General features: G+C 42.7%; 10 protein-coding genes and 1 pseudogene. 4 read left to right on the top strand and 7 right to left on the bottom strand.

Going from position 1 to position 8,778, the window contains the following annotated elements; genetic code table 11:
- Positions 1 to 86: 86 nt before the first annotated feature.
- Positions 87 to 341 (top strand): DUF6154 family protein, encoded by a 255-nt coding sequence (locus M4I42_RS15695; RefSeq protein ID WP_268853009.1) that lies wholly within the window; start codon positions 87 to 89, stop codon positions 339 to 341.
- 31 nt (positions 342 to 372) lie between these two features.
- Here the strand turns inward: M4I42_RS15695 and ilvA are convergent, their stop codons facing one another.
- Complete coding sequence (gene ilvA, locus M4I42_RS15690; protein ID WP_268853008.1) at positions 373 to 1,581, bottom strand: threonine ammonia-lyase; 1,209 nt, start codon at positions 1,579 to 1,581, stop codon at positions 373 to 375.
- Between the two features lie 55 nt (positions 1,582 to 1,636).
- On the bottom strand, positions 1,637 to 2,257 hold the full coding sequence (locus M4I42_RS15685; RefSeq protein WP_268853007.1) for an MFS transporter: 621 nt from the start codon (positions 2,255 to 2,257) through the stop codon (positions 1,637 to 1,639).
- 113 nt (positions 2,258 to 2,370) lie between these two features.
- On the opposite strand from M4I42_RS15685, the gene M4I42_RS15680 reads away from it, so the two are divergent.
- Positions 2,371 to 3,498, top strand: a complete 1,128-nt coding sequence (locus tag M4I42_RS15680; RefSeq protein ID WP_442864120.1) for an MFS transporter — start codon at positions 2,371 to 2,373, stop codon at positions 3,496 to 3,498.
- A 25-nt stretch (positions 3,499 to 3,523) separates the two neighbouring features.
- On the opposite strand, the gene M4I42_RS15675 is transcribed toward M4I42_RS15680, so the two are convergent.
- Positions 3,524 to 4,723 carry an MFS transporter gene (locus M4I42_RS15675; RefSeq protein ID WP_268853005.1) on the bottom strand — a complete coding sequence of 400 codons (1,200 nt, stop codon included), beginning with the start codon at positions 4,721 to 4,723 and terminating at the stop codon, positions 3,524 to 3,526.
- A gap of 194 nt (positions 4,724 to 4,917) precedes the next feature.
- On the opposite strand from M4I42_RS15675, the gene M4I42_RS15670 reads away from it, so the two are divergent.
- On the top strand, positions 4,918 to 6,174 hold the full coding sequence (locus M4I42_RS15670) for a two-component system sensor histidine kinase NtrB (RefSeq protein ID WP_268853004.1): 1,257 nt from the start codon (positions 4,918 to 4,920) through the stop codon (positions 6,172 to 6,174).
- A 123-nt stretch (positions 6,175 to 6,297) separates the two neighbouring features.
- A complete protein-coding gene (locus tag M4I42_RS15665; protein ID WP_268853003.1) occupies positions 6,298 to 7,671 on the top strand; it encodes an MATE family efflux transporter in 1,374 nt (457 codons plus the stop codon).
- Between the two features lie 80 nt (positions 7,672 to 7,751).
- Here the strand turns inward: M4I42_RS15665 and M4I42_RS15660 are convergent, their stop codons facing one another.
- The 4 genes and pseudogenes from M4I42_RS15660 to M4I42_RS15645 all read right to left on the bottom strand — a co-directional run.
- Positions 7,752 to 7,892, bottom strand: coding sequence for a YjcZ family sporulation protein (locus M4I42_RS15660; RefSeq protein WP_268853002.1), 141 nt, complete (start codon positions 7,890 to 7,892; stop codon positions 7,752 to 7,754).
- Between the two features lie 43 nt (positions 7,893 to 7,935).
- The gene (locus M4I42_RS15655; protein ID WP_082063809.1) at positions 7,936 to 8,034 is read right to left on the bottom strand and encodes a YjcZ family sporulation protein; all 99 of its coding nucleotides are present in this window, start codon (positions 8,032 to 8,034) and stop codon (positions 7,936 to 7,938) included.
- Positions 8,035 to 8,155: 121 nt separating this feature from the next.
- A pseudogene (locus M4I42_RS15650) lies at positions 8,156 to 8,365 on the bottom strand (EamA family transporter RarD); the annotation flags it as partial.
- Between the two features lie 165 nt (positions 8,366 to 8,530).
- Positions 8,531 to 8,778: CorA family divalent cation transporter (locus tag M4I42_RS15645; RefSeq protein WP_328284634.1), on the bottom strand; the 248-nt coding region annotated here is incomplete at its 5' end.

The following is an 8,778-nucleotide window of genomic DNA, read 5'->3' as shown; positions in this document are numbered from 1 at the left end:
AAGCGAAAAAAGCACAAACAGAAGAAAACAAGCACGTTCGCCGCGTGACATTAAACGGCGCTGACGGACAATAGCGAGGGACAAGCGTGAAATTTATCGACGAATTATACGAATATTATAAAGACCGGCTCACTGGTGATGAAGAAGATGCGGAAATTTTAACAATGTCCGTATTAGAAGAGTTGAGTCGTGAAGATTTGCTCGAACTTATTAAAGAAATGGACGACGCCGAGTTAGTTGGCATCGTGGGGCTGTATATGCTTGAAAGTTTAAAAGCGAAAATGGCACAAGAAGGAATCAGACAAACGAAATGGTCCTCCTCCCCATCGATTATTCATTAATAAAAAAGGATGGCATAGTAGCCACCCTTTTTTATTGGAAAAATTCCACATCGTATCCTTCTTTCATTAACACTTGATGGATGTGGTGAATATGGTCTTGGTTTTTTGTTTCAAGCGAAAAATGAATTTCCGCCTGACCCGGCAATACTTTCGCTCCGATCCGCTGATGGTGAATCGACATGACATTTGCCTCTAATTCGGCAATAATGCGCAATAGTTTATTGAGCTGCCCTGGTTTATCGGAAATCACGGTCGTAAATGTAACGAACCGACCTGATTCGACTAAGCCGCGCTCAATAATGCGGGAAATGAGTGTCACGTCAACATTTCCGCCGCTTAGCACTGCCACGACTTTTTTGCCGGTAAACGGAAGCTTATGGTATAACAAAGCAGCAAGCGGGCACGCTCCCGATCCTTCCACTAACAGCTTATTCCGCTCCAGCAAATAGAGCATCGTTCGGGAAATTTCCGCCTCTTCCACACAAACGACGCCATCCACGTATTTTTCTATATATTCATACGTAATGTTTCCCGGTTTTTTCACGGCAATTCCATCGGCAATCGTATCCGAAGACGTGATCGTGACCGGTTTTTTATGACGAAGGGCTGCGGTCATGCCTGGGCACGCTGATGATTCGACCCCGTACACTTGAATGGACGGCTTTAGCTGTTTAAGCGTAAAGGCTAATCCGGCAAGCAAACCACCGCCACCAACCGGGCATAGTACAACGTCTGCATCCGGAAGCTGTTCTAAAATTTCTAAGCCAATCGTTCCTTGTCCAGCCATCACCGCTAAATCATCAAACGGATGGACGAACGTCGCTTGTCGCTGCCGCTGCAACTCGAGCGCATATTCTAGCGATTCGTCGAAGACGTCTCCGTGTAAAATGACGTCTGCGCCGTACCCTTTTGTCGCCTGCACTTTACTTAACGGTGCTCCTTTTGGCATGACAATCGTGCACGGAATACCAATCATCGTGCTCGAATATGCGACTCCTTGGGCGTGATTTCCAGCAGAAGCGGCAACTACTCCGCGCTGCCGTTCTTCTTCACTTAAAGACATAATTTTATTAAATGAGCCGCGAACTTTAAACGAGCCAGTTTTCTGCAAATTCTCTAATTTCATGTATACTTCGTTATGGGAAAACTGGCTGAACGTTTGTGAATGTTCCAAAGGAGTTTGGTGAACAATTCCTTTCATTTTTTCTCTTGCTTGCAAAACATCATTAAGCGTTAACATGTGTATCACCTTGTTCATCATGAGGTTAAACGGTTGCATTGCCATTATAACGAATCTACGCACTGTATTCCACCGTCTGTTTTTTCTCTTTTAACAAATAGGCGACATACAAAAGAAACGGAAATCCTAAAAAGCTTAATAGTGCTAGAGAAGTAAACAAATAGCTACCTTGTGAAACACCGAAGACAGTAAATAAAAAACCGCCCAGCGCCGGACCGAACGCGTTGCCGATGGACGTAAATCCCATTGCTCCGAAATATAATCCTTTCATATGCGGCTTGGCAATTTGGTCGACAAATAAATCGGTCATTGTAAACATCATCACTTCTCCAATAGTAAAGACAACCATCGCCACTACTAATAAGAATGGGTATAGAAAAAAGAAAATGACATGGTTAGCCACCGCAAAACCAATAAATACAAGCGACCAGAGCCAAACGGAAGCGATCATCACATTTTTTCGACCAAACCGGTCAGATAAATACCCTCCGATAAATCCACTAAACAAGCTGACAAAAGCGCTCGTACCGATAATCATTCCCGTTTCGACAGCGCTTACTCCTTTCACTTTCGTTAAATAAATCGATAAAAATGGAATCGTCATAAATGTCGCGGTTCTTGCGAAAAACGTTCCGATAATAATATGTAAGCTAATGGGATGCAACTTTTTCAACATTTTTTCATACTCCTTTTGAAAATAATATCGCGCTCGATTATGATAAAAAGAGTATCATTTTGATCACGGAGGCGACAACATTGAGATCGTATGTTTCTCTTTTATTTGCTGTGATGTTTCTAGTAATGTGCGGCTTTGGCATTGTCATTCCTGTTCTTCCGTTCTTTGCCGAACAAGTGGGAGCCACGCCGACCGAGCTGGGGCTATTGATGGCGGTTTATTCGTTGATGCAGCTTTTGTTCGCGCCCGTCTGGGGACGCATGTCGGATCGGTATGGAAGAAAACCGATTTTATTGCTCGGCATTATCGGTTTGGCGCTTTCTTTCTTTTTATTTGCGATCGCCAATACTCTTTCCATGCTATTTTTGGCGCGTGTCATCGGTGGGATTTTGTCTTCGGCGACAATGCCGACCGCGACAGCATATGTAGCCGATGTTACCACTTTTGCAGAGCGTGGAAAAGGCATGGGAATGATTGGAGCAGCGATCGGGTTAGGGTTTATTTTCGGTCCAGCTATTGGCGGCGTTTTTTCTAAGACTAACTTGCATCTTCCATTTTGGATTGCGGGTTGGCTCTCACTAGCAACTGCGCTGCTTGTGCTAATGTTTCTAAAAGAATCGTTGCCAAAAGAAAAGCGAATGCGTAACGTTGCCAAACGCCCTCCTATTTGGCAAACATTAAAAGGCCCTGTTGCATTTTTGTATATTTTGCAATGGTTTATTTCCTTTTCTTTATCCGGCTTAGAAGCAACGTTTGCCTACTATGCAGCAAAACGAGCAGGACTTCATTCGACCGAACTCGGCTATATCTTTATGATTATGGGGCTAGCGAGCGCCTTCATTCAAGGCGGATTGATCGGCAAACTGATTCGTGCGTTCGGTGAAGGAAAAGTGATCCAAGGCGGGATCGCTCTTTCCGCGATTGGGTTTGCGCTTATTTTGCTCGTTCACAATTTTTGGACTGCTGCTCTTTATTTATCGGTTTTCGGCATTGGCAACGGCGTGATTCGGCCTTGTCTTTCTTCACTGATTACAAAGCAGGCAACCGATGGCGAAGGAAGCGCTGCTGGATTCCTTTCTTCCTTTGATTCACTCGGCAGGCTAGTCGGGCCGCCGATTGCTGGCTGGCTATTTACGCTCACCGCATATTTGCCATATGTACTCGGCATCGTTTTATGTAGTTTTGCGTTTCTTTGCTACTACTTGTTTGTCATGAAACAAAAAAATAACGCGATTGGGTAAAGGAAGGGAATCGTCCCTTCCTTTATTAAAAAGTGGAATCGTGTTGCTGCAAAGAAACCGGATCGCCTGTTTCACGAACGAAGAAATAGATAAGAAGCAACAATGACAAACCGCTAAACAAAACTACCATCATTTCGAGACCAACGACATCAAGGAAAAATCCTGTTCCAAGTAGAACAATTTGAAACAACACGCGATCGATCATATTTTTCAAGGAGAAAAAGCGACCGTGATATTCTTTCGGAATGTTCGTTTGAAAAATAGTCGCCGTAATCGGGAAAAAGCAGCCGACGCTAAAGCCGAATAAAGCGAACGATGCTAATGAAGCGATTTTCATCTCTGCTAAATATAACGAACCTTGTGAAACAGCAATGAGTAAGGAAAAAATATAGAGCAGCTTTCGCAGGTCACGATCCCTCGTCATTCGCTTCACAGCAAACGTACCGATCATAAATGCCATTCCTTCTGTCGTGTATAAAAGCCCCTTTATTGCGCGGTCATGCTGCAACTCACTAATGCTCATAACGATTAAGTTAAAGCCCCCGAGGAATAGCATTGGAATCATCGTTAATAACAAGGCGATTTTAACAAGTGGATACTTTTTTAATAACGGAATCATCTCTGTAAATTGCATTTTAGGCCGCTGGTTGAGCTCATTCGTGTGTTGATTAGGAATGTTTAGAAAAAACGTCACCCCGAACAATATTACGTAAGCGATGAAACTAGCGATATAAAGCGACTGAAGGCTTACGACCGCAAGCAACATCCCTCCTAGCGCTGTTCCTGCAATTCGCGAAATGGTAGACACGTTCATATGAATCCCGTTCATGGCAAGCAACTCTTTCTCCTCTACAATTAGTGGAATCGTTGCTTGAAGGGCAGGAAAATAAAAAGCAGCAGAAATTTGAAACGTTACCATAAAAACAAGCATCCAACTAATGGATGAAAAATGAAGCGCTAGCAACATAAACGTGACACTGATCATGCGAAGAAAACCGGAATACAGTAAGACGATCTTTTTGCTATAACGGTCACATACTTTGCCAGCGAGCGGTCCAACGAGCACTCCTGCTAATAACCCAGTGAATAAAATAAGCGACTTAAAAAAATCAGACGGGACATGTTGCTGCAAAAACTCTAAATTGCCGATGATTCCAAACCAAAGCCCTAGCCCTGCTACAAGTTCTCCCCCTAAAATAATCCATACATTTTTGTTTTTCCACATTACGCCTCTCCCTTTCTTTTCCTATTTATTGTATCATAATGTTTCGCTTAACGAAATATTTTTTTGAAATTTTTGTTGGTTATTTAGAACATAGTTTTGTAAAAACAAAAAAAATCCCCTCTAGCCGAGTGGCGAAATTTTAGGTACACTACTAACGAACCTTTGTTTTTTCTTTAGATAAGGAGCAATGGCGAATGGATAGGAAGATAGAAAAAAGAATCGTAGAATTAGAAAAGGAAGTACAGTTTTATAAACACTTTGTTCAACAGTTGCCATTTTCTTTTCAATTCACAGACTATTCGTTAGGAATGGCGATGACAAAAAAACGTGGAACAGCTGAACCAGAAATTCGATTTGACGTTGCCACTCATCAATTACCTGCAGAACTTCAGCTAGATATTGATCCGATTTCGGACTTGCCGTTTGAAAAAGTGGAAGCATTTTTATCTCCCATTCTCGATCTTGTTCCTCATCATATCGTATTTGTCGATGGGAACGGCATTATCACACTTTGTAACTTGCAAGCCGCAAACGATACCGGCGTAGACCGCGATGCGATAATTGGCAAACATATTCGTGAACTGCTAAAACTACCAGATGAGCTCATTATGACGCTTAAATCGATTGAAAAAAATGAGCCGATTTACAACCAAGAAGTGTTAGATCGTTATTACGGAATTATTAATACGCGCTTCATTCGAAATGAAGATGGCTCGATTAAACGCGTCATTAGCATGTTTCAGTCGCTCAATTTGATGAAAGAAACAGAGAAGCTGGCTGTAGCCGGCCGCATCGCTGCTGGGATTGCCCATGAAATCCGCAATCCACTCACAACGGTACGCGGATACTTGCAATTTTTTAAAAACGATCTTCCCGATCGGATCGTGTCGCTCATTGATAAACTACTCATTCCTGAATTAGACCGGGCCAATGGCATTATTACTGATTTTTTAAACATCGCCAAACCAGCCGAAGTCAAAGCGGAAAAGATGAATATCAACCAATTTATCGCTGAAGATTTGGGCATTTTGTTGCATAGTGAAGCGTTGCTTCATGATATTGAAGTTCGTTACGATTTAGACGGGCGGTTAAATAGCTACGATGTTGAAGCAGATAAAAACCAGCTGCTGCAAGTGTTTTTAAATCTGTTTCATAACGCAGTGGAAGCAAAAGTGAATAAGACGATGCGCGTTTCGATTACAAGCAAGTTACATAACAACATCGTCCAAATTTTCTTTTGCGATGATGGACCGGGAATTCCGCCGACAATTATTGATCACATTTTCGATCCGTTTTTCTCGACAAAAGAAACAGGAACCGGTCTTGGCTTATCGTTGTCACGCAAAATTATTGAATTGCATAAAGGGACGATGAAAGTACAAAGCGACGACAAAGGCACGTGCTTTATTATCGAACTGCCTGTTTATCAACAGGGGACAGCCTCTTCGTGAGGCGCTTTTTATTTATATTGTTTATTTAGAACAATGTTTAATTTATTTTTCGGGTTGTTTATTTTCCATTTTTCTCGTAATCTATAGTAATAGCGATGTGCCAAAGGGCAGGAGGGGTGTTTGGTGAAACAGACCTTTACTTTAAAGGAAAAAACGCTGCAGCTTATCCAGCTTCTTTTTCCTGTTTTCGTTACACAAGTAGGCCTTTATGCTATGAATTTTGCTGATGTCACGATGTCTGGACATGCAAGCGCGCAGGACTTGGCGGGTGTGGCGATCGGGTCAAACATTTGGGTTCCAGTGTTTACGGGTCTAAGCGGCATTTTGCTTGCGCTCACCCCGGTCGTCTCTCATCATCTTGGTGCCAAACGACCCGAACAAATTCCTTATTCGGTCATGCAGGCGATATATTTGGCTGTCACCATTGCTTTGCTCGTTCTTTTCATCGGATCGCTCGTATTGCAAAATTTGCTCAATACTATGAATTTAGAAGAACGCGTCCGCACGATCGCGCATGATTATTTAGTCGCCCTTTCGTTCGGCATCATTCCGCTGTTTATATACCATGTGCTCCGCTGCTTCATTGACGCGCTCGGGCAAACAAAAATCACGATGTTCATTACGTTAACGGCTTTACCGGTCAATATTGTTTTTAACTATTTACTTATTTACGGAAAGCTCGGTTTTCCGAAATTAGGCGGTGTCGGTGCTGGATATGCAACGACGATCACGTACTGGTTTTGTCTTAGCCTTGTTTTATTGGTCGTGTGGAAATTGCGACCGTTCTCTGATTACGGCATTTTCCGCCGCTTTTACCCTCTTTCCCTTTCAGCATGGAAAGAATTGTTGAAAATCGGTATGCCGATCGGATTTGCAATTTTTTTTGAAACGAGCATTTTTGCAGCTGTCACATTGCTTATGAGCCAATTTAATACAGCAACGATTGCGGCACACCAAAGCGCCATCAATTTCGCCTCCCTTCTTTATATGATTCCGCTAAGCGTTTCGATGGCATTAACAATTGCAGTCGGGTTTGAAGCAGGCGCCAAGCGTTATCAAGATGCCAAACAATACAGTTTTCTCGGCATCGGCGTGGCGATCGGCACAGCGATTGCTACTTCGCTATTCCTCTATATATTCCGTGGCGAAGTAGCCGCTCTATACACGAACGACCATGACGTATGGCTACTGACGAAACATTTTTTGTTGTATGCAATCTTTTTCCAGTTTTCTGACGCAGTCGCTGCCCCAATTCAAGGAGCGCTCAGGGGGTATAAAGACGTGAACGCCGCTTTTGTCGCTGCGCTTTTATCTTATTGGGTGATCGGGCTACCTGTTGGGTATGTATTAGCGAATTTTACCTCCGCCGAAGCGTTCGGCTATTGGATTGGGCTGATTACCGGCCTAGCTGCTGGTGCGTTTTTTCTTTCGTTCCGATTGCTGCACGTTCAAAAAAAATATAAATACAGCGAAAAAAAGGCGGAAAAAGCGTGTTAATGCTCTTCCGCCTTTCATGTATCGTCCTAGTCGGCGGACTAAGCATAGCCGACGAAGGCAAGGAGAATTCCATCATCACATTAGCACCATGCTGCGCCAACGATAATTAACAAGATGAACAAGACAACAATCAACACAAAGCCGCGTCCGTGTCCGTATCCACCGTAGCCATAGCCATAACCGCCATAACCCCAACCGCCGTATCCGTATCCAAATGGCATGTTCTTTCCCCCTTCCATCATTTTTTTTGTCATGAATGGATGATTAATACATCCAACCACCAACAAATGCCGCACCAACAATAATTAACAGAATAAACAACACAACAATTAACGCGAATCCGCCGCCGTAAGCTGCACCCATCTTGAGCACCTCCTTCACTATTGTACTAGTAGACTATTCATCTAATGGGAAAATGGTTAGATATTTTCACGAAAATGGGTATTTGTTGAACAAAAAACGGGCCTTCCTATCCGAAGGTCCGTTATCTTGCACCAAATGAATTCCGCTGAATGATTTTATGATGCCATCCTTGCATTCGCTTTGTTTTCGCGAAGGAAAAAATAATAAGCGCAAACCAAATGCAGCTAAACGCGTAAAAATGTGCTTTTGTAAAAGTTTCATGAAACAAAAAAACACCTAAGATTAAACTTAACGTCGGAGAAATGTATTGCAAAAACCCTACCATCGTTAGTCAACTACCCCCACTTAGCTAACGCTTGAAGCGGGGGCTTGCAACTGTGTAAAGTATTCCGAGTTTTCTTTCGTGTTCGTTCATTTCTATATCCCCTTTTGTTTTCCAAGTTGGCAATAGTTTTATTATAAACTGTTTTCATCGCTTTTCCAAGAAAAAGCATTTCTATGACTTCCCCCACCATCCTTTTTTCTTAAAATAAATAGCTATTGATATTCCAATTCCAGCCATTAGCCCCCATGCATAAGCATAGCCGTACTTCCACGTCAATTCCGGCATCACTTCAAAATTCATCCCATACACTCCAGCAATAAATGTCATCGGTATGAAAATAACACTGACTAACGTCAACGTTTTCATAATAACGTTCATATGGTCGGATTTGAGCGACAACTGCAAATCAAAAATGCTAG

The organism is Anoxybacillus sp. J5B_2022 (assembly GCF_026847645.1).
Classification (GTDB): domain Bacteria; phylum Bacillota; class Bacilli; order Bacillales; family Anoxybacillaceae; genus Anoxybacteroides.
This window is presented reverse-complemented; position numbering and strand designations above follow the sequence as displayed.

Bases quoted from the DNA above. Each gene is read 5' to 3' on its own strand.
- M4I42_RS15680 (WP_442864120.1), top strand. From the start codon at position 2,371: ATGTTTCTAGTAATGTGCGGCTTTGGCATTGTCATTCCTGTTCTTCCG.
- ilvA (WP_268853008.1), bottom strand. From the start codon at position 1,581: ATGTTAACGCTTAATGATGTTTTGCAAGCAAGAGAAAAAATGAAAGGA.
- M4I42_RS15670 (WP_268853004.1), top strand. From the start codon at position 4,918: ATGGATAGGAAGATAGAAAAAAGAATCGTAGAATTAGAAAAGGAAGTA.
- M4I42_RS15675 (WP_268853005.1), bottom strand. From the start codon at position 4,723: ATGTGGAAAAACAAAAATGTATGGATTATTTTAGGGGGAGAACTTGTA.
- M4I42_RS15655 (WP_082063809.1), bottom strand. From the start codon at position 8,034: ATGGGTGCAGCTTACGGCGGCGGATTCGCGTTAATTGTTGTGTTGTTT.
- M4I42_RS15660 (WP_268853002.1), bottom strand. From the start codon at position 7,892: ATGCCATTTGGATACGGATACGGCGGTTGGGGTTATGGCGGTTATGGC.
- M4I42_RS15685 (WP_268853007.1), bottom strand. From the start codon at position 2,257: ATGTTGAAAAAGTTGCATCCCATTAGCTTACATATTATTATCGGAACG.